At 72.3% G+C, this 24,602-nt stretch carries 11 protein-coding genes; 4 read left to right on the top strand and 7 right to left on the bottom strand.

Annotation, left to right across the window (positions count from 1 at the left end; translation table 11 throughout):
* Window positions 1-91: 91 nt before the first annotated feature.
* Window positions 92-2,629, bottom strand: coding sequence for an FxSxx-COOH system tetratricopeptide repeat protein (fxsT, locus tag ABT130_RS32480; protein ID WP_350961878.1), 2,538 nt, complete (start codon window positions 2,627-2,629; stop codon window positions 92-94).
* A gap of 279 nt (window positions 2,630-2,908) precedes the next feature.
* Here fxsT and fxsA point away from each other — a divergent pair, with 279 nt between their 5' ends.
* The 3 genes from fxsA (at window position 2,909) to ABT130_RS32495 (ending at window position 6,024) form a co-directional block, all read left to right on the top strand.
* Window positions 2,909-3,085: an FxSxx-COOH cyclophane-containing RiPP peptide gene (gene fxsA, locus ABT130_RS32485; RefSeq protein ID WP_350961881.1), complete on the top strand. Its 177-nt coding sequence runs from the start codon at window positions 2,909-2,911 to the stop codon at window positions 3,083-3,085.
* A 78-nt stretch (window positions 3,086-3,163) separates the two neighbouring features.
* Window positions 3,164-4,042, top strand: a complete 879-nt coding sequence (locus ABT130_RS32490; RefSeq protein WP_350916873.1) for an SIR2 family NAD-dependent protein deacylase — start codon at window positions 3,164-3,166, stop codon at window positions 4,040-4,042.
* Window positions 4,039-6,024 (top strand): tetratricopeptide repeat protein, encoded by a 1,986-nt coding sequence (locus ABT130_RS32495; protein ID WP_350961884.1) that lies wholly within the window; start codon window positions 4,039-4,041, stop codon window positions 6,022-6,024. Before ABT130_RS32490 ends, ABT130_RS32495 begins: the two co-directional genes overlap by 4 nt.
* On the opposite strand, the gene ABT130_RS32500 is transcribed toward ABT130_RS32495, so the two are convergent.
* Together ABT130_RS32500 and ABT130_RS32505 are read right to left on the bottom strand one after the other, a co-directional pair.
* Window positions 5,960-6,775, bottom strand: coding sequence for a hypothetical protein (locus tag ABT130_RS32500; RefSeq protein ID WP_350961886.1), 816 nt, complete (start codon window positions 6,773-6,775; stop codon window positions 5,960-5,962). The genes ABT130_RS32495 and ABT130_RS32500 overlap by 65 nt on opposite strands.
* A 96-nt stretch (window positions 6,776-6,871) precedes the next feature.
* The gene (locus ABT130_RS32505) at window positions 6,872-7,294 is read right to left on the bottom strand and encodes a DoxX family protein (RefSeq protein ID WP_350961889.1); all 423 of its coding nucleotides are present in this window, start codon (window positions 7,292-7,294) and stop codon (window positions 6,872-6,874) included.
* Between the two features lie 79 nt (window positions 7,295-7,373).
* Here ABT130_RS32505 and ABT130_RS32510 point away from each other — a divergent pair, with 79 nt between their 5' ends.
* On the top strand, window positions 7,374-7,877 hold the full coding sequence (locus ABT130_RS32510; protein WP_350916861.1) for a MarR family winged helix-turn-helix transcriptional regulator: 504 nt from the start codon (window positions 7,374-7,376) through the stop codon (window positions 7,875-7,877).
* 133 nt (window positions 7,878-8,010) lie between these two features.
* On the opposite strand, the gene ABT130_RS32515 is transcribed toward ABT130_RS32510, so the two are convergent.
* From ABT130_RS32515 to ABT130_RS32530, 4 genes are all read right to left on the bottom strand, one after another.
* The gene (locus ABT130_RS32515) at window positions 8,011-9,327 is read right to left on the bottom strand and encodes a glycoside hydrolase family 6 protein (RefSeq protein WP_350961892.1); all 1,317 of its coding nucleotides are present in this window, start codon (window positions 9,325-9,327) and stop codon (window positions 8,011-8,013) included.
* Window positions 9,328-9,480: 153 nt separating this feature from the next.
* Window positions 9,481-10,755, bottom strand: coding sequence for an MFS transporter (locus tag ABT130_RS32520; RefSeq protein WP_350961894.1), 1,275 nt, complete (start codon window positions 10,753-10,755; stop codon window positions 9,481-9,483).
* A 7-nt stretch (window positions 10,756-10,762) separates the two neighbouring features.
* The gene (locus ABT130_RS32525; protein ID WP_350961897.1) at window positions 10,763-12,130 is read right to left on the bottom strand and encodes a serine hydrolase domain-containing protein; all 1,368 of its coding nucleotides are present in this window, start codon (window positions 12,128-12,130) and stop codon (window positions 10,763-10,765) included.
* 2 nt (window positions 12,131-12,132) lie between these two features.
* A complete protein-coding gene (locus ABT130_RS32530; protein WP_350961900.1) occupies window positions 12,133-24,585 on the bottom strand; it encodes a non-ribosomal peptide synthetase in 12,453 nt (4,150 codons plus the stop codon).
* Window positions 24,586-24,602 lie beyond the last annotated feature (17 nt).

Below are 24,602 nucleotides of genomic sequence, written 5' to 3' on the forward strand. Positions count from 1 at the left end.
CCTCAAAGAGCTCCAGGCCCTTCTGGCCACCTGGACAGGCCGATGCCCCACCTGCCAGCAAAGGCCGCCCTAACCACCTAACAAAGCACTACTAGAGGGCGGGCGGGTCGAAGTCGAAGTCGAGCCGTTCACCGCGCATGGCGACCCTGGTGTCCGGATGGTCGTTGCCCAGCACCCGCTGGTAGCGCTCGAAGGTGTCGGCCTCCAGCGCCTGGGCCTCCTCGAAGGCACCCTCCGCCCGCAGGTCGATGACGAGGTTGTTCGCGCAGGCGAGAGTGAGCGGGTGGTCCACCCCCAGCAGCTCGCGCAGCTGGGCCAGCGTCTCCTGCCCCAGCCGCCTGGCGCTGGGGGCATCCCCCTGTGCCGCGAGGTCGCTGGCGAGGTTGATCGCACAGGTGAGGGAGTAGTGGTGCTCACGGCCGAGCGTGCGGTCGAAACCCTCCAGGGAGCTCAGATCGAGCCGGCTCGCCTCCTCGATCTGCCCGTTGACCCGCAGCAGCAGCGCCAGGTTCATGTCACAGCCGAAGGTGAAGGGGTGCTCGTCGCCGTACATGCGGGGATAGCGAGCCGTCACATCCCGCAGCAGCTCCAGCGCCTCGGTGATCTCACCTCTGGTGCGTTGCGCGTTGGCCAGGCACAGTGCCGCCGCGAGCGTGTCGTGGTGGTCGCGCCCGAAGATGCGCTCCTCCCGCTCGTACGTCGCCTGCGCGAGGTCGAACGCCTCGTCGATCTGCCCCACCCGCCGTTTGGCGATGGACAGATCCTTCGCCGTGCGCAGGGTCCAGGGATGGTCCGGGCCGAGTTCCTGCACCCCGAACTCGTACGCGTCCTCGCCGAGGTCGCAGGCTTCGGCATAGTCACCTCTGAGCCGCACGATACGTGAGAGACCGTTGCCCGAGGTGAGGATGTTCTGTTTGCTGGATCCCGAGTCGGGACGGCGGTGCAGCCTGTAGGTGGTCTCCTGCAGCTCGAAGGCCTTCTCGTAGTCGCCGAGCAGCAGATAGTCGATGGCGAGGTTGTTCATGGCGCGCAGCGTCCGGTGATGCTGGGGGCCGAACACGCTCTGGTGCCGCCCCAGCGACTCCCTGTCGTGCGCCAGGGCCGCCGTGAAGTCACCTCGCATCCGCAGGTCTCCACCATGACTGTTGGTGAGCAGGAGGGTCTCCACGTGGTCGGGTCCCAGAACCCTCCTCATCCGCGTCAGGGTCTCGCGGTTGAGTTCGAAGGAGGCCCGGTAGTCGCCGAGCTCGCGAAGGACGATGCCGAGATGCCGCTGCGCGGAGAGCACGTGCTGGTCCTCGTCCCCGCTGTCGGCCCGCCATCTGGCGATGAAGCCCTTGACCAGGTCGCTGGCTGACTGGTAGCCCCCGGACGAGTAGAGGTAGCGCACGACGTCGAGGGCGAAGCGACGGATGCGGGGATCCTCACCGGCCTCCACCATCGCGGGTGTCATGTGGCTGAGCAGCTCGGCGTAGCGCGGCCACAGGACGGTGTCGTCCGGAAGGCCCGGCGCCGCCGCGGCGAGCATGAGGTGCACCTCGTGGCGGAAGGACACATGCTCCTCCCAGCCCAGCTCGGCGCGGAGCAGTGCCTGAACCAGCCGGTGGACCTGGATGGTCCGGTTCTCCGAGTCGATCCGCGCCAGGGCGTACCGGCCCAGCTCCCTGATGGCCCGGCTCAGCAGGATCGGATTGTCGAGAAGCGGGCCAAGACGCGACCCGGCCGCGAGGTCGTCGGGAAGTGCCCCGAACACGTCACGGGGGATGGGATCGGGGCCGAAGAAGGCGCAGCAGCGCAGGAGTTCCACGGCCTCGGGCAGCTTCGCCTTGAGCTGTGACACCGACAGCGACCACGCCGCCGTCATGGACAGCGGATAGTCCGACGCCTTGTTGGCGTCGAGCAGCTGGGCCGTCTGCTCGTCCAGCAGCCGGAGATACTGCTCGACGGACATCCCGGTCTCCGTCTGCAGGGCTCCGGCCTGCTCCAGCGCGAGCGGGAGGTCGCCGAGCTGCTCGGCCAGCCGGTCCATGTCCTCGTGGCTGGTCGAGCCGGGGACCCGCCTGGTGAGGAACTCGATGCTCTCCGCCCGGCTGAAGACGTCGACGGGCACGGTGTCGACCACGCTCTGCCAGGCGTAGTTGCGTGAGGTGATCAGGACGTGCCCCGGGCCCCTCGGGATGATGTCGTTGATGTCCTCCGGCTGCTCGGCGTTGTCGAAGATGAGCAGCCACCGGGAGTACGGGTCACCGCGGCGCAGGGCGTCCAGCACGGCGGCGGACGCGTCCTCCACCCCCATCGCGGCGGAGGAGGGCACGCCCAGGTGCGGGGCGAGCGCGGCCAGCGAGGAGCGCACCAGCATCGGCTGGTCCGCGGGTATCCACCAGACCAGGTCGTACTCGTGCCGGAAGCGGTAGGCGTACTCGATCGCGACGTGGGTCTTGCCGACACCGCCGAACCCGTGAAGGGCGTGCGGCACCACGGCGGTGACCTCGGACGTGACGCCGGTGTGCAGCTTGTCGAGGAGGCCTTCACGACCTGTGAAGTTCTTGTTCTGCTGGGGGACCCTGCCCCAGATCTGGGGCTGGCGTCCCGGCAGGCGGGAAGTCCCCGAAGACTGTGAAATGGGCACGCGACGGCCTCCACTCGCCCGATTGGGAATCAGCTTATGGCTCCGGGCCTCCGCGAGCGCATAAGCGAAGGGGTCAGAGTCTCATTGCCGCACCTCAACAGCGGATCTCTGTCACACCCTAAAATGCCTATTTTCCGGTCAACTATATAGTCCCGCCCGCCAAATTATCTTCCCGAGTACTCGCCTGAACACCGAAAGGATGTAATCATCAAGGCGTAGGCGAGGACGCTCGGAGATCCGGGGACGCGGGCGTCTCGCCGTGGGCGCAAGGGAGTCCGCATGAGCGAGGAAGCCGCCACCGCTAACATCGATTCCGGCAAAGGCCTGATCGACCTGACGGGTCTGAACTTGGCCGATCTGGACAAAATCGGCGATTCCATCCTGGACCTGGTCCGCCGGCGAATAGCCGCCGACGGGGACGCGGGGCCGGTGGCCGGATTCGACTCCTCCATATAGAAACCTTGGTGATAACCCACCAATGTGCGACATTGGAGTGCGAGACTGGCACTTTCTGTCGACAACAATGGTGGGACCGTGGACGATGTCGACTGGCAACGGTTGATCGACCAGCTCCACAGGGGTGACTGCACCCCTTTCCTCGGAGCGGGCGCCTGCGCCGGGACGCTCCCCACCGGTGCCGCCCTGAGTAACCGGTACGCCCTTCACTACGGCTACCCGTTCTCCGATCCGGGAAATCTCGCCCGCGTGATGCAGTACGGCGCGGCGGTGGTGCGGGATCCGGTGGACCTCAAGGAGGGGGTCTGCAGGCTGCTCCGCTCCCACGGCGGGCCCGCTCCCGGCGATCCGGAAGAGCCGCACCGGCTGCTGGCCGGCTTCCCCGTGACGACGTTCCTCACCACGAACTACGACGACTTCCTGGCCGAGGCGCTGCGGGCCGAGGGCAAGGAGCCCCACGTCGCCGTCTCCCCCTGGTGGGAGGCCGATCCCGCCGCCGCGCCCGTCCTGCCGGAGCCGACGGTGGACTGTCCCCTCGTCTACCATCTGCACGGAAGCTGGTCCGAACCGGCGTCACTGGTACTGACCGAGGCCGACTACCTGACCTACCTCGTCAACATGGTGGACGTCGTCGCGACCGGCGGGAGGCACCCGCTGCCGACCCCGATCCTGCGGGCGATGACCGCCCGGCCACTGCTCTTCATCGGCTACAGCCTGCAGGACTGGACGTTTCGGGTGCTGTTCCACGGCCTGATGCGCGGTACGCCGCGCAGCAACAAGCGGCGGCACGTGAGCGTGCAGCTGATGCCCGAGATCAACGGATCGGCGAGCGACGCGGAGAGCAAGGCCAGGCGCTACATCGCCCACTATCTCGACGGCTGGAACATCTCGATCTTCCTGGGGACCGCCTCGGAGTTCTGCGCGGAGCTCCTGCGGAGAATGGGACGGACACCATGACAGACGCGACTCACCGGAACGACGAGACCATCCACCCGTACGTGGGGCTACGCCCCTATGACCGCGACGAGCACGCGCTGTTCTTCGGACGGGAGCGCGAGGGCCGCGACATCTCCACCATCTGGCAGGCCACCGGTCTCACCGTGCTGTTCGGCGCCTCGGGGGTCGGCAAGACGTCCCTGCTGCACGCGGGTGTCCTGCCGCGCATCGAGCCCGAACGCGCCGACGTCCTGCCCGTGGCCCGCGTGTCGCCCCGCGGGATCACCTCGCTGCGCCCAAGGGTCACCGGCAACCCGTACGTACTGGCGCTGCTGTCGGCCTGGGCACCGGAGGAGCCGCTGTCCGTGCTGGCCGGGCTGACGGTCTCGGACTTCCTGGCCAGACGCCCGGAACGCGTCGACCGGTACGGTGACCCGGTGCCCACCCTGGTCGCCGTCGACCAGGCGGAGGAACTGTTCGGCGGTCCGCCCGACCGGGAGGAGGAGCGCCACGCGCTGCTGCGCCAGCTCGCGCGGGCTGTCGAGGAGCACGACGGGCTCCACCTGCTGCTCTCACTGCGCGAGGAGTATCTGGCCTCCGTACTGCCGTACGAGCGCCCGCTGGGCCGGGGCTCGCGGGCGCGGTTCCAGTTGCTGCCGCTCTCGCGCGCGGCGGCGCTCGACTCCACGACGAGACCCCTCGAGCACACCGGCCGGTCCTTCGCCCCGGGGGCCGCCGAACGACTCGTCGACGACCTGCGCACCGTCCCCTTCCTCAACGACGAGGGGCAGACGACCACGGTGACGCTCAGCACCGTCGAGCCCGTCCAGTTGCAGGTCGTCTGCTCCGCTCTGTGGGACTCGCTGCCGCCGGGCCTGCACGAGATCACCGCCGAGCATGTGAACCTGCATGTGAACGTCGACCACTTCCTGACCGGTTTCTGCGAGCGGATGCTGGCGCAGGTCGCGGCCGAGTCGGGGATCACCTCGAGCGAGATCCGTTCCTGGCTGCGCAGGACCTTCGTCACCGAGCACGGGACGCGCAACACCGTCTACGAGGGCCTCCGTGAGACGGCGGGCATGCCGAACGCCATCGCCGAGGCGCTGGAGGACCGTCACCTGCTGCGGGGCGAGCACCGGCTGGGGATCCGCTGGTACGAGCTACAGCACGACCGCCTGATCGGCTCGGTGCGCCAGTCGCAGCACCCGGCGACCTACCTCGGTGACGCGCGGGCGGCACTGGCCAGGCGGAACTGGGAGACGGCCCGCGACCTCGCGGAGGAGGCGGTCCGCGCCTCGGGGCCCGGTGAGACCTGGGTGCGGGCCGAGGCCCTGGTCGTGCTGGGGGAGGTCGCGGCGGCGGGAGGCGAGGTGCAGGGGGCGCGCCGCCGGTTCGAGGAGGCGGCCGACGTGTTCGCGACGCTCCAGCGGTTCAACGGGGTGGCCTCGGCGCTGACCGCGGAGGGACGGCTCTGGCTGGCCCAGGGCGAGTACGCCAGGGCGGTGGAGCAGTTGCGCGCCGCGCTCTCCTGGGTTCCCAACGACCTGCCCGCACAACTGGCGCTCGGGGAGGCCCTGTGGCACCTGGGACAGCCGCGTGCCGCGCTCGCCCTGCTCAACGGCGCCGTGGCGCTCGCCAGCGAACCCCCCGTCGAGACGCTGGCGCTGCGTGGAGAGATCCTCGCCGATCTTGGAAGGCCCGGCGAGGCCCTGCGCGACCTGGATCGCGTGAGACGGCACCAGCGGCCCACCACGATCGCCGCCAGGGCGCTGGCCCTCGCCCTGGCCGGACGGTTCGACGCCGCCGGGCAGGAGATCCTCGACGCGACCGCCGACGGGTCGGACAGCGGGCCGGTCCTGCTGCGGGCCGCACGCGTCCATGCCCTGCTGGGGCAGCACGCGACCGCCGAGGATTTCGCCTCGCGGGCGCTCGGCGCGGTCACTCCCGGGCTTCCACCGCATCTTCGGAAGCAGGCTGAGGATTTCCTCCGGAAAACGGCGTGACATCGGTTCTCGCCGCCTCCCATATGTGGTTGAACTGCTCCACCCAGTAGGTGTACCAGCGCTCGTCGCGGCCGCGGGTCAGCTCCAGATGCATGCGCGACGAGGTCGAGGGATTGTGAAAGCCGTGAATCTCCACGATGACCCGGCCCCGTGGGGTCTCCGGGTCGAGAAGCACCAGGCTGAATCCCGGACTGTAGGAAAGGAGGCGGTACTCGAACTCGCCCACGGTCTTCCAGCCGCTCATCAGGCGGAGGCGCTCCATGGTGCTCTCCAGCGCGGCGGGAAGCCGCTGGACGGGAAACTCGATCGAGTCGTCCAGTTGCTTCGCGGTCTGCTGGACCGCCCCCTTCTCCAGGGGGTCGAGAATGACGATCCTGACGCGTCCCCTCTCCCGCGCGAGCACCGTGTTGCGCATGATCTCGCAGGTCTGCGCGGAGAGCAGGTTGACCGCGGAGGGGGCGAACACCCGGACGTCACGCGCGTGGGCGAGCAGCGACGACAGCGGCGCGCTGTCGTACACCGACCGGTCGTTCAACAGCCCGTCGGGAGATTCGGCGGGTTCCGCGGGAAGGGTGATCCGGTAGAGCAGCAATCCCACTCCCGAGAGCAGGACCGCCCATCTGAGGTCGTCGTCCAGCGCGTCGCTGACGATTGACAGGAACGCGAAACCGAAGACGACGATCGTGAGAGCGTACGCGTCGATGTGCTGCCGAGCCTTGAAATCACTGCCGATTCTTCGCAGCCACCGCACATCGACCCCCAGCCATTCGGCACCGTCGAAACAGCTATGCCCATTGTCGGCGGTCCGGACCTCGTGGCGCGCGATGTTCCGCCCGGCGGCCGGGGCCTAGACCGTGACCGGCCGGCGGCGCCCCTGACGGAGACCGTCGACGGCGAGGGCACCGCCACCGCTGAAGGCGATGGCCAGGGTGCCCGCGGCAAGGGTGAGGACGAACTCGTAGCCCCCCTCGCTCACCGAGAAGCCGGCCGGGGCGTGGGCGAAGACGATCGCGCCGAGCATGTTGAGCACGAGGAGAGTGCCGAAGACCGGCAGGGCCGCGCCCAGGATGAGCGCGATGCCGCCGACGACTTCGAGGACGGCGACCGCCGGAGCCGCGACGCTCGCCAGCGGGATGCCCAGCGAGTCGAAAAAGGCCGTGGTCTGGGCCAGCCCCATCGTCATGAACTTCTGCAGCCCGTGGACCAGGAAGACCGCGCCGATGCCGATCCGCGCCAGCAGCAGGGCGTAGGGGCGCACTCGGTCAAGCATGATGACTCCTCTTTGTCATTCGAATTTGAACCAAACCATAGTGGTTAGTTCAAATTTGAACAAGCCGTAGGATGTTCTGGTGAGCGAGACGAGATGGCTCAGCGAGAGCGAGATGGCCATGTGGGTGGCCTACCTGTCCGCGACGCATCTACTGGAGCGCCGCGTCGAGGATCAGCTGAAAGCCGACTCGGGTCTGACCCACACCCAGTACGAGATCCTGGTGACACTCTCCGAACGCCCCGACGAGCAGATGCGGATGACCGAGCTCGCCCGCCGGCTGATCACTTCCAAAAGTGGTCTCACCTACCAGATCGGGCAGCTGGAGAGGCGAGGACTCGTCACGCGGGCGACCTGCCCCTCCGATGAGCGGGGCGTGCTCGCGGTGCTCACCGAGGAGGGCAGGCGCTGCCTGGAGCGGACCGCCCCCGGGCATGTGGCCGTGGTGCGCGCCTTTTTGATCGACCGGCTCAGCCCCGAGGAGATCGAGACCATGAGGCGGATCATGACGAAGGCCGCCGTGGCCATGGAGGCGGCGCCGGCCGGTCCGCTCCGCAACCCTCCGCCGGGCAAAAGCCCAGGTTAGCGCGCGGGCCGGGCCCGGGACCCCGGTTCTCGCTTTCGGCCACGGAACCGCGGGGAAGACGCGAGAATCCGGTACGGCTCGCACGGGGGGCATACCGTGCGAGCCGTACCGGATTCAGGGCCGCACCACCGGGTCAGGCGGCGGTGCAGCTGACCGAGGAGGGCGCGCCGTTGGTCCCGGACCAGCTGCCGGTGAACCCGAAGGACGTCGAGGCGCCTGAGGAGAGGTTGCCGTTGTGGGACACGTTCCGCACCGAGACACCGGCGCCGCTCTGGGTGTGCTGTCCGTTCCAGAGCTGGGTGATGCTCTGGTTACCGGGGAACGACCAGCTCGCCGTCCAGCCCGTGATCGCCTGGGCTCCGCTGCTCTTCACGGTCACCTCGGCCTGGAAACCGCCCTGCCAGGAGCTGACCAGCTTGTAGGAGGCCGTGCAGGCCTTGCCGCCGGTCGGGGTGGGAGTGGGAGTGACGGTCGGGGTGGGGGTCGCGGTGGGCTGCGGAGCCGCCATGGCCAGGTCGTAGGCCCGCTGCGGCACGAACTGCCCGGCCCCGGCGATGCAGCCGTCCGCCTCGCCCGGCAGCTTGATCCAGAGGAACGCGTCGATCGCCGAGTCGCCGGTGGCGTTGGTACTCGGCGTGCCGATCGCCCGGCCACCCGGGTCGCACCACTCGCTGCCCTGCGGGCCGTTGCCGTTGCGGCTGGTGTCGATCACCGCGCGGAGCCGGGAGACGCCGGTGGCGGAGATGACGTTCTTGGCATAGGCGACCTCGGTGGAGCTCCACCGGTAGTTGGAGACGTTGACGGAGATGCCGTCCGCGCTGCCTCCGACGTCCGCGGCGTTCAGCCGGGCCGCGGCGTCGGAGGCCGACAGCCATCCCGAGTGCCCGATGTCGTAGTAGACCTTGGCCGAGGAGGAGGCGGCCTTCAGCTTCTTGCCGGCGTACGCCATGGAGGCGTTGGTCTCCTGCTGCTGGGAGGAGCTCATGCAGTTGGTCATGATCGGGAGCACGTCTGGCTCCAGGATGATCGACGCCGGGCGTCCCTGGAGGCCGGCCGCCAGCTCGTCGATCCACTGCCGGTAGGCGGTGTGGTTGGGCGCCCCGCCGGTGCTGGCGCCGCTGCAGTCGCGGTTGGGGATGTTGTAGACGACGAGGATCGGGATCTTGCCCGCGCCGGCCGCCGCCCCGACGAACGACGACACCTGGCCGCGGATGGTGGAGGTGTTGGTGGTGGTGTACCAGCGGGCCTGCGGCACGGCGGCGATCCGGTCGCGGATGACCGGCGCCCGGTAGTCTCCGGCGTTGGCCGCGACCCATTTGGCGGCGCCGGTCTCCGGATCGACGTAGAACGGGGAGTCGGCCGCGGACGCGCCGGAGGCGACGGTGACCGCGGCACCTGACCCGATCACCAGAGCCGCGCAGAGCGTGGCCAGAACTGACCTTCTTGGCATGGATCGACTCCTTCGGGGGGGATGCATGGGAGCGCTCCCACCATAGGCGGCCGACCACCCCCGGATACAGCAGGCGCCCCTGGCTCCTCACACCAGGACGCGCTGACCTGTGCGAACGCCCGCCACAGTGGATGAAAGTTTCAATGTCGCGGCTCACCCCCGATCGGTGGGTGACAGCACGGGGAACCGGCGCAGTGTCGGGCTGAGCAGCGTACCCAGCGCGACAAGGGCCAGGCCGGCCGCGCAGACCAGCACGGCGGCCGGGCCGTCACCGGCCGTCATGAGGAAGCCGCCGGCCATCGGCCCCAGGGCGGCGGCCCCGCCGGAGAAGAGCCCCGCGATGCCGGACAGGCGGCCGCGCAGGTGGTCGGGGGTGACCGTGAGCTGGTAGGTCAGGACCGTGGTGTTCGCGACCGGCGCGAGGAACGCGGCACCGCCGAGAAGCACCCCGAGGAGGATGCCGCTCGGGACGAGCGCCATCGCCGCGGTCATCACCGCGGCGACGAGCGGAAAGCCGACAATGGTCAGGGCCGGCGGGAGGGCGGCGTGCAGGCGGGCCGCGGCCAGTGCGCCCAGCAGGCCCCCCGCACCGATGCACGCCATCGTCAGGCCCACCTCGCCGGCGCTCACCCCCTCCCCCGTCATCGCCAGGACGATGATGACGAGCGCGCTGAAGACGAGGTTGGAGGAGACCATCCACACCAGCGTCGTCCTGATGACCCGGTGTCCCGCCACCCAGCGGATCCCCTCGGCGACGCCGCCCACGGCCGAACCTCCCCTCGGGAGCACGGCGGGGGCCACCCGCCGCGGCAGGCGCAGGAAGAGCAGCGTGACGAAGGAGAGGCCGAGCATGATCGCGTCGGCGCCGAAGGGTGCCGTGTGGTGCAGGGTGAACAGGAAACCCGCCAGCGCGGGACCGAGCAGGGTGGCGATGAAAGGGCGCGCGGTATTGCGGGCGACCGCCTGCGACAGCTGCGACTCGGGCACCACCTGGGGAAGCGCGGCGTGCTCGGCCGGCTGGAAGACCGAGCTGAAGAAGCCCTCGACCGCGGCGGCCAGCAGGATGTGCGGGAAGGCGTAGGTACCCAGGAGCAGCGCCACGACCACGCTGCCCATCGCCAGGGCACGGGCACCGTGGCACAGCAGCATGACCTTCTTGCGGTCCCACCGGTCGGCGACCACCCCGGCGGGCACGTTCGCCACCATGTGCGCCACCGCGAGCACCGACGACGCGAGGCCCATCTCCAGCGGCGAGCCCGACATGGCCAGGATCAGCAGCGGGAAGGAGACGAAGGTGATCTCACTGCCCAGCTCGGAGAAGAGCTGGCTGGTCCACAGGATGTTGTAGTCGCGGTTGCGGGACAGGCGGATCGGCCCGCCGGCCACGTCACCGGCCATGTCACCGGCACCTGCCTGCGCGGTGCTCATCGCGGCGTCAGCCTTCCCCGCCGGGGGCGTCGTTCTCGTCGCGCGCCCGCCGGGCCAGCCGTCCGGTGACCTGGATGAGATCGATCCCTCCCGTCTCCGGATCACGCAGGAAACGGCCGGTGTAGGTGGTACGGCCACCGGCCGTTTCCCGCATCGTGAAGCGCAGGCCCTCGTAGCAGGTCAGCTCGAACCGCTCAGCCTCGCCCGTCGTCAGGCGGAGCCCGCCCGCACCGTCCGCGACGACCGTGAGCTCCATCTCCCCGTTGACGTACCGGCCGGCGCATTCCGGTGGTCCCGACGTCCGCAGGGCCGGGTCGGGCGGCGCCGACAGGCCGCGGCCTCCCACGGCCAGTCCCGCCGGGCGGAGTTCCGCCAGCAGGTCCTCCCAGAGCGCCGGTCCGGTGGCGGCGTTCGCGGTCAGCGCGACGACGGTCCCGCCCGCCGGTTCGAACCGCAGGTGGCAGGAGGTTCCCTCACCGGTGCCGTCGTGCCCGAACCAGTCGGGCCCGGCGTCGTGGTACATCGCCCAGCCGAGCCCCCAGGAGTCGGCCATGCCGAACGGTCCGGCCGTCACCCCCGCGAGCTGGTCGCGGCGCATCTCGCGGGCGGAGTCGCGGTCGAGCACCGGCTGGAGCGCCGGGTGGGCCAGGTGCATCAGCGCGAACGTGACCAGATCGGCGGCCCCGAGGGCGAGCCCGGCACTCGGCGCCGCCACCTTCGGCAGGGTCTGCCAGGTGACCGGCAGCATCCGGTCCCGCGGCTGCCGCACCGTGTGGCCGTCCACCACCGGCCGGAACCCCGACGGCGGCCCGACGACGAACGCCGGCGCGATGTCCAGCGGCTTCAGCAGGACCGCCTCCATCGCCTCCCACCAGCTCATCCCGGTGATCACCTCGACGAGGTGGCCCGCCAGGATGTAGCCGATGTTGGAGTAGGAGAAGACGGTCCCCGGCGGGTGCGCGGTGCCGGACTCGCGGCAGTGGCGCGCCACCCACCGCCGGGCCCCGGAGTGGTCGCCGCCCTCGTCGATGTTCGAGGCCAGCCCGCTGGTGTGGCTGAGCAGCCGCCGCGCCGTCATCCTCGGGCCCGGCCCGCCGCGTCCGGCCCCCACCTCGGGCACGTACTCGGCCAGCGGGGCGTCGAGATCGATGTCGCCGCAGGCCGCCAACGTCATCACCAGCGTCGCGGTGAAGGGTTTGGTGAGCGAGCCGAGCGGAAAGGCGGACCGTCGGGTCACCGGCTCGCCGGCCCCGTACGTCTCCTCGCCGGTCTCGGCGGTGACGGTCTCACCCGCGTGGTGCACGGCCAGCTGCGCCCCCGGCACGCGGTGCTCGCGGGCCAGCCGGGCCAGCCGGGCGGGAAGGTCGACGTCCACGCTCACTCCCTCTCCGCCCGGCCGGCGGCCGGATCGATGTGTGCGGCGACGGCGCGCAGCGCCTCCAGGAGGTCCTCCGCCAGGCGCTCGACCGTGGCCCGGTCGTGCACGCCGACCACGTGGCGCCAGTCGAAACGCAGCCTGCCGTCCGCCGGGTAAGCGATGATCTCCAGGGGCCGGATGCCCGGCGCGACCGGCTCCGCCCGGCGGGCGGGCCGCGGGGAGTGGAACGAGCGGTAGAGAACGCTCTCGCCCGGGTCGACCGGCTCGTGGAAGGCGAAGGCCACCCGTGGCCGGTCCCCTCCCGGCGGTCGCGGGGCAGCCGAGCCCCGCGGGGCGAGGTGGCGCAGCGCCCCGTAGCCCAGGCCGGCGCTCGGAACGGCGCGCAGCCGCCCGCGTACGGCCCTGACGATCGCGGGCCAGTCGGGCGGGGCTCCGCCGGGCGTGTCCTCGAGCACGACGGGGAACGTGCCGGCGAACCGGCCGACGGTGCGGGAGAGGTCGACCCCGTCGAAGATCTCCTCCCTGCCGTGCCCCTCCAGCTCGACCAGCACGCGGTCAGCGCCCGTCCAGCGGCACAGCACCCGCCCCAGCGCGCCGAGCAGTACGTCTCCGATCCCGGCGCGGAACGCCGCGGGTGCCGCGCGCAGCAGCGCGCCGCTCTCGCCCTCCCCGAGAAAGACGGACACCTCACCCGCGACCGGCGGCGCCTCACCCGGCCCCTCGGGCGGCGGCGCGGTCTCGGGCAGCGCGGTCCAGTAGGCCAGTTCCTCGTCGAACCCGCCCTCCGCGGCGTGCCCGGCCAGCATCCCCGCCCAGCGCTGGAAGGAGGAGGGCTCCGGTCCCAGGTCCACCGGCGTTCCCGCCGTCGACTGCCGGTAGGCCCGCTCCAGGTCGTCGAGCAGGATCCGCCAGGACCGGGTGTCGGCCGCCAGCGGGTGCACGGTGAGGCAGAGCCAGGGCCGCCGGCCCGGCCCGAAGTCCAGCAGCGAGGCCCGGAACGGCTCCCCGGCCGGATCGAGGCCGCGGGCCGCCTCGTCTGCCGCGAACCTGTCCACCACCTCCCGCACGGCCGCGATCTCCGGCGGGCCGGACTCCGTGGCCTCTCCCGCGCCGGATCCGGCCGCGGCCCGGAGGTCGAACCGGCGTAGCGGGTCACCGGCGGCGGCCGACGGCGCGGCCCGCTGCCACCAGGAGCCGTCCGCGTGCTCGAAGCGCGAGCGCAGCGCGTCGTGCCGGGCCACCAGCGCGGCCAGGGCCGCGCGCAGTCCCTTCTCGGCGGTCCCCTCGGCCAGCTCGACGAGGACCGGCCTGGCGAGGAGGTGCGGGGACGCCCCCCTGGTCTCGACGAACTCGCGCTGGCCGGGTGTCAGGGGTGCCGGGCCGCCCACCCGCGGGCCGGGCGCCTCTCCCGGCCCGGCCGCCGTCGCGAGCCGTGCCACGGTCTGGTGCAGGAAGAGATCCTTGGGCGAGAGGCGCAGCCCCGCGTGCCTGGCCCGGTGGATGACCTGCATGGTCAGCAGCGAGTCGCCGCCGAGGTCGAAGAAGTTGTCCTGCACGCCGATCCTGGCCACCTCGATGCCAAGGACCTCGGCCCAGATCCCGGCGAGCAGCCGCTCGGCCGCGTCGCGCGGGGCGACGCGCCCGGCCCCCGCATCGCCCTCGGGAGCGGGCAGCGCGCGCCGGTCGGCCTTCCCGCTCGACGTCAGCGGAAGCTCCTCCAGCAGGACGAAGAAGGCGGGGACCAGGTAACCGGGCAGGGAACGCCTGGCGTGGTCGCGCAGCTCCGCGACCGACGGCGGCGTGTCCCCCGCGGGCACCAGGTACGCGGCCAGCCGCCGGTCGCCCGGCCGGTCCTCCCTGACCACCACCGCCGCGGACGCGACGCCCGGGTGGCCGAGCAGGACGCTCTCGATCTCGCCGGGCTCGATCCGGAACCCCCGGATCTTCACCTGGTCGTCGACCCTGCCCAGGAAGGTCAGCACGCCGTCGGCCCGCCACCGGACCATGTCCCCGGTACGGTACATCCGCGCCCCGGCGGGACCGAACGGATCGGCGACGAACCGTTCGGCGGTCAGCGCGGGCCGGCCCAGGTAGCCGCGGGCCACGCCGTCCCCGGCGATGTACAGCTCCCCCGGCACGCCCGGGGGCACCGGCTGGCAGAGCCGGTCCAGCACGTACACCCGGGTGTTGGCGATCGGCGCTCCGATGGGGGGCGCCACCGTGTTCCCCGCCTCGACCGCCGCCGTGGTGGACCAGATCGTGGTCTCCGTCGGCCCGTACAGGTTGGTCACCGACCGCGCCGAGGCCGCCAGCGTCCCGGCCAGGTCCGCCGGCAGCGCCTCGCCGCCGACGAGGACCCGCACGCCGGCGAGGACCTGGCCGGTCTCCTCGGCCACCGCCCGCCAGAGGCTGGGCGTCGCCTGTATCACCGTCACGGATTCCTCGGCGATGACCTGTCGCAGCCGCCAGGGGTCGTGGACCAGCTCGCGGCCGGCCAGCACCACCGCCGCACCGCTGATCAGCGGCATGAACAGCTCCAGGCCCGCGATGTCGAACCCGACCGTCGTCATCGCCAGCAGGCGGTCGCGCGGGCCGAGGCCGAACCGGTCCCGCATGTCCACCAGGAAGTTGCGCAGGTTGCCCCGGGAGACCACCACCCCCTTGGGCCTGCCGGTGGAGCCCGAGGTGTAGATGGTGTAGGCCGCGCCGTCCGGATGGAATCCGCCGGTGACGGGGTCGGTGACGGGGCAGCCGTCCAGCGCGGCGAGCACCTCGGGGTCGTCGAGAAGGATCCGGGGCACCTCCTCGAAGGCGCCGGCCAGGATCTCGGCCTCGGCTCCGGCGGTCAGCACCAGCGCGGGGCCGGCGTCCCGGAGGAGGAGCGCGACGCGCTCCGGCGGGTGTTCGAGGTCCAGCGGCAGGTAGGCGGCGCCCGTCTTGAGCACCGCGAGCGCCGCCACCACCAGGTCCGCCGTCCGGGGGAAGGCCAGCCCCACCAGCGTCTCCGGGCCGACACCCCGCGATCCCAGGTGGTGGGCGAGCCGGTTGGCGCGCGCGTTCAGCTCCGCGTACGTGAGCGTGAGGTTCCCGCGGACCAGCGCGGTCGCGTCCGGGGTGGCGGCGACCTGATCCTCGAAGAGCCTGGAGAGGTCGGCCCGCGGGATCTCCCTGCCGGTGTCGTTCCACTTCACCAGCGACCGCTCGCGCTCGGCACTGGTCAGTAGGCGAACCTCCGACAACCGGCGCTCCGGATCCTGCGCCACGGCGTCGAGCAGCATCACCAGGTGCCTGGTCATGCGCTCGATCGTGGTCTCGTCGAACAGGCCGGTGCTGTAGGCGACGGCCACGGTCAGCGCGCCCCGGTGCTCGTAGAAGTTCACGATCAGGTCGTGGCTGACCTCGCCGCTCGTGACGGGCAGCGTCTCGGCGCGCAGCCCCGGCAGGTCCTCCTCCCGCGCCGGGGTGTTCTCCAGCACCACCATGACCTCGACCAGAGGGGTGCGGCTGGGGTCCCGCTCGGGCCGCATGATCTCCACCAGCCGCTCGAACGGCACGTCGTCGTGGGTGAACGCGTCAAGCACCGTCGCACGGACCTGGGAGAGCAGCTTCCCGAAGGACGAGGACTCGTCCACCAGGGAGCGCAGCACCACGGTGTTGACGAAGAAACCGACCAGCCCCTCCAGTTCGGCCCGGTTGCGGCCCGAGGTCGCCGTGCCCACCGCGACGTCCTGCTGGCCGCAGTAGCGCGCGAGCAGCAGCTGCGTGGCGGCGGCCAGCACCATGAACAGGGTGGCGTCGTGCCCGCGTGCCACGGTCCGCAGCCGGTCCACCACCTCGGGCGGCATCTCCACCGTGTGCGTCGCGCCGGCGGAGGCGCGCACGGCGGGTCTCGGCCGGTCCACGGGCAGTGCCAGCGGGGCGATCCCGTCGAGCCGCCGCTTCCAGTAGCCGATGTGCCCGTCGAGCGCCGGCCCCTCCAGGTGCTCCCGCTGCCAGGCGGCGTGGTCTGCGTACCGTATGGGGAGCGGCGCGGGTTCGCGCCGCTCGCCGCGCGTCTCGGCGGAGTAGAAGGCGGCGAAGTCCTCGGTGAGCACCCCCATCGACCACCCGTCGGTCACGATGTGGTGCATGAGCAGCGCCAGCACGTGGTCGGCGGCGTCCAGGCGGATCAGCACGGCCCGGAACAGCGGGCCACGCCGCAGGTCGAAGGGGTGCGACGCCTCCTGTTCGAGCTGCCGCCACATCGCGGCCTCGCGCTCGCCCGCGGGTGTCCCCTCCAGGTCCACCGTCTCGAAGGCCGCCTCGAAGGCCGCCTCGGAGGGGGGATGGATCGTCTGCGTGCCCCGTCCCCCGACGTCGCCGAACGTGGTGCGCAGCGACTCGTGCCGCCCTACCAGCCGCCGCAGAGCGGTCCGCGCCGCACCGGCGTCCAGCTCGCCGCGGAGTCGCAGGGCGAGGGCCGTGTTGTATCCGGTGCCGCCGGGTTCGAACGCGTCGAGGAACCACAACCGCTGCTGGGCGAAGGAGAGCGGCAGGTCGTCGTCGCGGTCCACCACCTCGATCTCGCGCCGGGCGCCGCCCGGGTCGGCGCCGCCGAGCAGGGGGGCGAGCGTCGCGATGGTCGGCGTGTCGAAGAGCTGCCTGGGCGGCGGCGCCGAGCCGAGCGCGGCCCGGACCCGCGAGATGATCTGGATGCTGAGGATCGAGTCGCCGCCGAGGTCGAAGAAGCTGTCGTGTACCCCGACCCGGGCGGTGTCCACTCCGAGCACCTCGGCCCAGATCGCGGCCAGCAGGCGTTCGGTCGCGTCGCGGGGGGCGACGTACGCCGTGCCGGTGTCGGCGCCCCTGCCGGGGTCGGGCAGCGCGCGGCGGTTCAGTGTGCCGCTCGGGCTCAGCGGCAGCGCCTCCAGGGTCACGAACCCCGACGGTACGGCGTGTCCCGGCAGGACCCCGCTGAGGAACTCCTTCAGCTCCCGGGCGTCCGCCGGCTCGCCCGCGGGCACCACGTAGCCCGTCAGCCGGACGCGGCCGGGGGCGTCCTCCCAGGCGGCGACCGCGGCGGCGGCGACACGGGGGTGGCGGGCCAGCGCCGACTCGATCTCGCCCAGCTCCACCCGGAAGCCCCTGATCTTGACCTGGTCGTCCACCCGTCCCATGAACTCCAGGTTCCCGTCGGCGCGGCGGCGCACCAGGTCTCCCGTCCGGTACATCCGGCCCTCGGCGCCGGGCGCGAACGGGTCGGTCAGGAACCGCTCCGCGGACAGCTCGGCACGGTTCCAGTAGCCCCGCGCCACCCCGTCGCCGCCGATGTAGAGCTCTCCGGCGACACCGAGCGGCACCGGGCGCATCTCCCCGTCCAGCACGTAGACGCGGGTGTTGACCAGCGGCCGTCCGATCGGGACGAACGCCGCCTCGCCCACCGGATCGCCGCCCAGCTGGAAGACCGTGGAGTCCACGGTCGTCTCGGTCGCGCCGTAGGCGTTGACGACCACGGTGTCCGGTCCCACCCCGCGCAGCACCTCCTCGGAGTCGCCGGCCGGCCAGCCCTCCGAGCCGACCATCAGGACGCGCAGCGAATCCAGCCGCACGCCGCGCCGCCCGGCCTCCTGGACCAGGGCCCTGGCCAGTGACGGGACCGTCACCAGGATCTCCGCCCGGGTGCGGGCCAGCGTCTCCAGCAGGGCGGCCGGGTCCGCCACCGCCTCGGCCGGGCACACCGCCATCGTCCCGCCGAACAGGGCCGACAGCAGGAAGTCGCCGAAGAACAGGTCCACCGAGAGACTCGACACCGACAGGGAGCGAGGCCGCGTCCCGGACAGTCCGTAGCGGGCGTCCCAGGCGCGCACCATGTGGTGGACGTTGCGGTGCTCGACCATCACCCCCTTCGGGCGGCCGGTGGATCCCGAGGTGTAGACGATGTAGGCCAGGTCCGCCGGGGTCACGGCGACGTCCGGCGGCGACGCGGGCAGGCCGTCGAGGACGGCCCGGTCCCGGTCCAGGCAGACGAAGGACGCCGGGGACCCGGCCACCCGGTCCAGCAGCCGCCGCTGGGTCACCACGACCGGGGCCGACGCGTCCTCCAGCATGGTCGCCAGCATCCGGGGCGGGTAGCCGGGATCGAGCGGCACGAAGGCGCCTCCCGCCTTCAGCACCCCCAGCAGCGCGACCACGGCGTCCACGCCGCGCTCGACGCACACCCCCACCGGTACGCCGGGGGCCGCCCCCAGCTCCACCAGGCGGTGGGCCAGCCGGTTGGCCCGCTCCTCCAGCCCGGCGAAGGTGAGCTCGCCGTCACCGTGGCTGACGGCGACGGCGTCCGGGGTGCGCCCGGCCTGCTCTGTGAAGATCTCGTGGACGCACCTGGCGGGCGTGAACTCCACGGCGGGGCCGTTCCACTCCCCCAGGAACCGCTCCCGCTCGGGCGCGGTGAGCACCGGCAGGTCCGCCACCGGGCTCTCGGGGGCGGACACGATCGCGGCGAGGACCGTCTCCAGGTGCCCCGCCATGCGTTCCACCGTCGGCTCGTCGAACGAGGCGGGGTCGTACCCCAGCGCCAGGGTCAGCTCCTGTGCCGCGTGGGCGGTGAGCGTGAGCGGGTAGTTGGTCTGCTCCTCGCCCCGGTGGTCGCGCACGCGCAGCCCGTGCCTGGCCGCCGCGTCGGGATCGTACGGGTAGTTCTCGAACACCACGACGCTGTCGAACAGGTTGGTGCCCCTGGGCACCTCGGCGCACGCGTGGATCCGCGCCATCGACAGGTACTCGTACTCGCGGGACGCGGCCTGCGCGTCCTGCAGGCGCCGCAGCCAGGACATCACCCGCTCGGTGCCGGCCACCTCCGTCCTGACCGGCACCACGTCGACGAAGAGCCCGATGATCGACTCCGAACCGGCGAGCCCGGCCGGTCGGCCGGAGACCGTCGCGCCGAAGCAGACGTCCCGCTCCCCCGCGTAGCGGGAGAGCAGCAGCGCCCACGCGCCCTGCAACAGGGTGTTGACGGTCAGCCGGGCGTCCCTGGCGCACTCGTACAGCGCCCCGGACAGCTCCTTTGGCAGCCGTAGCCGCACCTCCCTGGAGGAACGCGCCCCGTGGGCCCGCGCCACCGGCCTGTCGAACGGCAGCCGGGTCGGCGCGGTCATGCCCGCGAGCACCCCCCGCCAGTGCCGCTCCGCCTCGGCCTGGTCCTGGCGTGCCAGCCACCCGACGTACTCCCGATAGGGCGGGCGGTGCGTCACCGTGCCGGTCCGCCCCGTGGTGAGGGCGGCGTACTGTTCGAACACCTCCGACAGCACGTGCGAGGAGCTCCAGCCGTCCAGCGTCATGTGGTGGGCCGCCCACAGCAGTCGCACCTCGGTCTCGGACAGCCGCAGGAGGTCCAGCCTGGCCAGCGGCGCGACGGCCAGGTCCAGCCGCCGCTCGGCCCGGCGTTCCCACAGCCGCCGCACCGCCTGCCGCCGCTCGGCCTCCGGCAGGTCCCGGAGGTCGTGGTGGGTGACGGGGAGCCGCACCCCGCGGTGGACCACCTGCACAGGCTCGGGGACGCCCTCCCAGATCACCGCCGTACGCAGGGCGGGCGTGCGGTCGACGACTCGCTGCCATGCCTCGGCCAGCGCCACCGGATCGGTGACCCCCTCCAGGACCATCGAGTAGTGACCGGCGTAGATGTCCGACTCGGGCTCGGCCAGCGAGTGAAAGAGCATGCCGTGCTGCATGGGCGTCAGCGGGTAGACGTCCTCGATTCCCCTGCCGTCGCCGGCCAGCCGGTCCACCGTGGCCTGGTCCAGCCCGGCAAGCGGGAAGTCCGAGGGAGTGCAGCCGCCCGCGCCCGGCTCCGCGCAGTGCTCGACGATCTCCGCCAGCGCCGACATCACCCGCTCCGCCAGCGCCTCGACGCTCTCCCCGCGGTGCACGGCCGCCGAGTACGTCCAGCGGAACTCCAGCTCGTCGCCGTCGACGAGCCCGGTGATCTCAAGCAGGTGCCGCCTGACCTGCCCCGGGCTCCGCTCGGCGCCGGGGTGGGGCAGCCGCCCGCGCAGCAGCCCGCCTCGGCCGCCGGATCCGGCCTCGACGCGCCCGAGGTAGTTGAACCCCACCTGGGGAACGCGGCCCGGCGGCCGGCCGCCGGGCGCGCCGAGATGGCGCAGCGCACCGTATCCCAGCCCCTGGCCCGGCACCGCGCGAAGCTGCTCCTTGACCGACTTGAGCGTCTCCCCCCAGCCGGGCGCGGCCGGGAGGCGCAGCGCGACGGGGAAGACCGTGGTGAACCAGCCGACGGTCCGCGACAGGTCGACGCCGGGGAACAGGTCGGCGCGGCCGTGGCCCTCCATCTCGACGAGGGCGGTGTCGCCGCCGGTCCACTCGCACAGCACCCTGCCCAGCGCGGCGAGCAGCACGTCGTTGATCTGGGTTCGGTAGACCTCGGGCACGTCGCGCAGCAGCGCCCGGGTGCTCTCCGCGCTCAGCCGCGCGGTCACGGTACGCGTGGACGCGACAGTGTTCTCGATGTGCCCGCCGTGCCCGCCGTGCCCGCCGGTCCCGTGCTCTCCGGCGATGTCCACCGGCAGCGCGGCGGCCCCGGCCGCGACCTCGTCCAGGCGGGTCCAGCGGTCCAGCTCGTGGTCGAGGCCGCCCGCCGCCACGTGGTCCGCGAGACGGTGGGCCCACTCCAGGAAGGAGGTCGTCTTGGCGGGGAGCCGGATGTCCTGGCCCGCCTCGGCCTGCCAGTAGGCGGTCTCCAGGTCCGGCAGCAGGATCTGCCAGGAGACGGCGTCGACCACGAGGTGGTGGGCGGTCAGGAACAGCCGGGGGCGGTGCGCGTCGCCGAGCACGAAGAGCAGTGCCCGGAAAAGCGGGCCGGTGTCCAGCCGGAACCCCTGCTGCGCGGCCAGGATCTCCTCGCGCATCCGCGTCTCCCGGTCGGCGGCGCCGATCCTGGACAGGTCGATCCGCCGCAGCGGCTCGCCGTCCTCGGCGGCGGCGTTGTGCTGCCGCCACCGCCCGCCGTCGTGCTCGGCGCGCAGGCGCAGGGCGTCGTGGTGGGCGGGCAGCGCGGTCAGGGCGGCGCGCAACGCCTCCTCGTCGGGCTCCTCGTCGAGTTCGACGAACATCGCCTGGTTGAACCGGTCGACGCTGTCGGCGAGGTTCTCGAAGAACCAGTGCTGCACGGGCGTGAGCGGGACCTCTCCCGACACCGCCCGCTGCTCGGCGCGTGGCTGTTCCTCGGCGACCGCCTCCGCGGCCAGTTCGGCGACGGTCTGGCGCAGGAAGGTCTGTCTGGCCGTCACGCGCAACCCGGCCTCGCGGGCGCGGGCCACGACCCGCAGGCCCAGGATGGAGTCGCCCCCGAGGTCGAAGAAGTTGTCGTCCACGCCTACCCGGTCCACGCCGAGCAGTTCCGACCAGACCTCGGCGATGATCCTCTCCGCGGGTGTGCGGGGCTCGACGTAGCGTGTCCCGGCCTCGCGGTCGCCGGTGGGTTCGGGCAGCGCGCGCCGGTCCACCTTGCCGTTGACCGTCAGCGGCAGGCGTTCCAGCGTGACGAACGCCGAGGGCACCATGTGCTCGGGCAGTCTCGCCCGCAGGAAGGCGCGCAGCTGGGCCGGGTCGGGTCCGCCGGAGGCGGCGGGGACGAGATAGCCGACGAGGCGCAGGTCGCCCCGGGTGCCGCCGCTGACGGCCGCCGCCGCCGTGTCCACCGCGGGGTGCCCGGACATGACGGCCTCGACCTCGCCGAGCTCGACCCGGAAACCTCTGATCTTGACCTGGTCGTCGGCGCGGCCCGCGTACTCCAGCTCGCCCCCCGGCAGCCAGCGCGCGCGGTCGCCGGTGCGGTACATGCGGGTGCCCGGGGGGCCGTACGGGTCGGCGACGAACCGCTCGCCGGTCAGTCCGGGACGGCGCAGGTAGCCGCGGGCCAGGCGGGGCCCGGCGAGATAGATCTCACCGGGGACGCCGACGGGCGCCGGACGCAGCCGGTCGTCCAGCACGTAGGCGCGGACGCTGCGGAACGGGCGGCCGATGGGCACCGTCCCGGTGCGGGCGTCGTCGGGAGTCAGCGCCCGCGTCATGGTGGCGCCGATCGTGGACTCGGTCGGCCCGTAGCCGTTGAACATCCGCCGTCCGGCCGACCAGTCCCGCACCAGGCCCGGGGGGCACGCCTCACCCGCGACGACCAGGGTCGTCCCCTCGGGGACGGCGTCGGCGGGCAGCACGGTCAGCGCGGTCGGGGGCAGGGTGAGGTGGGTGAGACGCTCGGAGCCGATGAGCTCGGCCAGCGGAGCTCCCGGCGCCCGCTCCTCCGCGGTAGCGACCACCAGCGTGCCACCGGACAGCAGGGCGAGCATGAGCTCCCAGAAGGCCCCGTCGAAGCTGAAGGACGCGAACTGCAGCACCCGCGTCCCCGGCCCCGCGCCCAGCCGCTCGCGCTGGGTGAGCACCATGTCGTACAGGCCGGTGTGGGGCACCACGACCGCCTTGGGGCGCCCGGTGGAACCGGAGGTGTAGATCACGTAGGCGGGATGCGCGGGGTCGGAGCGGAGCGTCCGGGGTCGCTCGGCGAGAGGGGCCACGATGTCCGGCGCGTCCAGCGTGACGAGGGGGACGCCCCCCGGCAGCCGCTCCGCCACCTCGGTGGTGGTCAGGATGAGGATGGGAGCGGCGTCCTCCACCATCGTCCGGACGCGCTCGGCCGGGTGGTCGAGATCCAGCGGCAGGTACGCGGCGCCGCTCTTCAGGACGGCGAGGATCGCGACGACGGTCTCGGCCGACCGGGGGACGGCCACGGCCACGATCCGTTCGGGACCCGCGCCCCGCCCGGCCAGCAGCCGGGCCAGCCGGTCCGCCCGCCCGTCCAGCTCGCCGTAGGTGAGGCTCCGCCCGGCGTGGACGACGGCGATCGCCGAGGGGTCGGCCGCGACCTGCTCGGCGAACAGTTCGGGAACCGTGCGCGGCGCGGGGCCGCCGCCCTCGCCGCACCAGATGTCGGTCAGCAGCCGGTGTTCCGCGGCGTCCAGGAGGGGAAGGTCGGCGATCGGCCGGTCCGGGTCGTCCGCGATCGCGGTCAGGAGTGTCAGCAGGTGACCGGCCATGCGCCCGGCGGTGGCCGGGTCGAACAGGTCCGTGCTGTATCCGAGGTGGGTGACGAGCGCGCCGTCACGCTCGTAGAAGTCGAACGAGACGTCCATGGGCGCGACCAGCACCGGCGGACGGATCTCCTCCACCCGGACGCCGGGCAGCTCGACGGCCCCGCGCGGCGCGTTCTGCAGGTTGACCGCGACCTCGGCGAGCGGGAGCCGGCTGGGGTCGCGCTCGGGCCGCAGGACCTCCACGAGCCGCTGGAAGGGCACCTCGTCGTTGTCGAAGGCGTCCAGGACCGTGGAGCGCGCCTCGCCCAGGAAGGCGGTGAACGGCAGGGACTCGTCGACCTGGCAGCGCAGTACCAGGGTGTTGACGAAGAAGCCGATCAGTCTCTCCAGCTCGACCCGGCCACGGCCGCTGGTCGCGGTGGCGACCGCGACGTCCCGCTGCCCGGAGTAGCGCGCGAGCAGGATCTGCACGGCGGCGACCAGGGTCATGAACAGGGTGGCGCCGTGCTCGCGGCTCGTCTCCCTCAGCCGCGACAGCACGGCCGGGGGCACCTCGAAGACATGGGCCGCGCCCGCCGAGGTCCTGACCGGCGGCCGCAGCCGGTCGGTGGGCAGATCCAGCGGGGCGAGCCCGTCGAGCCGCTCACGCCAGTGGGCGAGCATGCCGTCCAGTGCCGTACCGGACACCCGGTCCTGCTGCCAGGAGGCGAAGTCGGCGTAACGCAGGGGCAGCGGCGGAAGCGGAGACGGCTCGCCCGCGATCCCCGCGGCGTACAGCGCGTTCAGCTCCTCGGCGAACACGCCCATGGACCAGCCGTCGGTGACGATGTGGTGCGTGCTGAGGGCCAGCACGTGCTCGTCCGGCCCGAGCCTCAGCAGTCCGGCCCGGAACACCGGGCCCCGGCGCAGGTCGAAGGGGCGCTCCGCCTCCCGTAGCAGCCAGTCGCGCACCGGCGCCTCACGGTCGCCGTCCGCGGGCACGCGCGCCCGCGTGACCTGGATCGGCACCTCCGCGGCCGGCTGCACGGTCTGCACGCCCCTGCCGTTCACCGAGTCGAAGGTGGTGCGCAGCGACTCGTGCCGCTCCACCAGGCCGTTGACGGCGAGCCTGAGCACGTCCAGGTCCAGGGCACCGGTCAGCCGGAGCACCAGCGGGACGATGTATTCGGCGCTTTGGGGGTCCAGCTCGTACCTGAACCAGAGCCGCTGCTGGGCCGGTGACTGCGGCGACGCCTCCCGCGAGGGGGTCCGCGGGATCCCCTCCCTCTCCGGGGAGGCGGGGGCCTCGCCGGCCAGCCGCCGGAGCATCGCCTCGCGTAGGTGGTCGGGCAGTGCGGCCACCCGGCCGTCACGCGAAGAGGGGGCGTTCAATGTGTTCTCCCGTCCGG

The sequence above is a fragment of the Streptosporangium sp. NPDC001681 genome (assembly GCF_040298085.1).
Taxonomy (GTDB): Bacteria; Actinomycetota; Actinomycetes; order Streptosporangiales; family Streptosporangiaceae; genus Streptosporangium.

Bases quoted from the DNA above. Each gene is read 5' to 3' on its own strand.
- ABT130_RS32515 (WP_350961892.1), bottom strand. From the start codon at position 9,327: ATGCCAAGAAGGTCAGTTCTGGCCACGCTCTGCGCGGCTCTGGTGATC.
- ABT130_RS32520 (WP_350961894.1), bottom strand. From the start codon at position 10,755: ATGAGCACCGCGCAGGCAGGTGCCGGTGACATGGCCGGTGACGTGGCC.
- ABT130_RS32505 (WP_350961889.1), bottom strand. From the start codon at position 7,294: ATGCTTGACCGAGTGCGCCCCTACGCCCTGCTGCTGGCGCGGATCGGC.
- fxsA (WP_350961881.1), top strand. From the start codon at position 2,909: ATGAGCGAGGAAGCCGCCACCGCTAACATCGATTCCGGCAAAGGCCTG.
- ABT130_RS32495 (WP_350961884.1), top strand. From the start codon at position 4,039: ATGACAGACGCGACTCACCGGAACGACGAGACCATCCACCCGTACGTG.